The 1,167-nt window shown below is 76.8% G+C and carries 1 protein-coding gene; it reads left to right on the top strand.

What is annotated here, in order from left to right:
* Positions 1–326: 326 nt before the first annotated feature.
* Positions 327–1,167, top strand: an 841-nt coding sequence (locus ACFU99_RS44300) for a LacI family DNA-binding transcriptional regulator (RefSeq protein WP_384404547.1), incomplete at its 3' end; no start/stop codon positions are given.

Genomic DNA, 1,167 nt, shown 5'->3' with positions numbered 1-1,167 from the left:
GGTACGCGGCTCGTCGGCCGGCCCGGCCGACGCCCCGACGGGCGGCCCGGCGGCTGGATCGTCGGCCGGTCCGGCGCGCGTCTCGGCGGTTGGCTCGGCGGGCGGCTCGGCATACGGCCGTACGGGCGTCCCGTCGGAGTGGGGCATGGCTACCTCGGTGGACCTCGATGGGCCTTGGCGGGCCTCGATGGGAGGAATGGATCTTCGGTCGCTGGCCGGTCGCTGCGCACCTCCGATGAAACCGGTTGCAGAGAGCGGTTGCAGATAGGATGACATGGGTCGGGCGCGGGATGCGTCCGGGCCCGGCGGGGAGGGGAGAGCGAACGGTGTCGACACTGGCGGACGTGGCCCGCGAGGCGGGCGTGTCCAAGGCCACGGCGTCGCGCGCGCTGATGCGCCCGGAGCTCGTGGCGGGGCCCACGCGGGAGAGCGTACGGGCCGCCGCCGAGCGCCTCGGCTTCCAGCCCAACCGGGCGGCGCGCGCCCTGACCACCGGCCGTACGGGCATGGTCGGCCTGGTGGTGCCGACGCTCGCCAACCCGTTCTTCGCCCCGCTGGTGCTGGGCGCGCAGCGGGCCGCCGAGGAGACCGACAACCATCTGCTGCTCACGGTCTCCGAGTACAGCGCCGAGCGCGAGGCCGCGCTGGTGGGGCGGTTGTCGGAGCAGGTCGACGGGGTGGTGCTGGTCGCGCCCGTGGGCAGCGACGCGGCCCTGCGGGAGCTGGCCGCCCGCCGCCCGCTGGTCCTGGTCGACCGCCGCGTGGGCCGGCTGCCGGCCGTGGTCCTCGACACCGCGTCGGGCACCGCCGCCCTGGCCCGCCACCTCCTGGAGCTGGGCCACCGGGACATCGTGTACGTGTCCGGGCCGCCCGGTTCGTGGGCCGACGGGCGGCGGCGCGCGGCCGTCGCGGAGCAGACGGAGGAGGCGGGGGCCCGGATGCGCGTACTCGGTCCGCTGCCGCCGACGTTCGACGCGGGGATCGGCGCCGCCGCCGAGCTGCCGGCCGGGGCGAGCGCCGTCGTGGCGTACAACAGCTACCTGGCGCTCGGTCTGCTGCACGGGCTGAAGGCGGCGGGCCTGCGCGTGCCGCAGGACGTGAGCCTCGCCGCCGCCGACGATCTCACCGCGCTCGGCGCGACGGCGCCGTCCGTGACGGCGCTCGACG

Source organism: Streptomyces sp. NPDC057654 (assembly GCF_042800135.1).
GTDB lineage: Bacteria > Actinomycetota > Actinomycetes > Streptomycetales > Streptomycetaceae > Streptomyces.
Note: the sequence above shows the minus strand (reverse complement) of the source record. Positions and strands in the feature narration are given on the sequence as shown.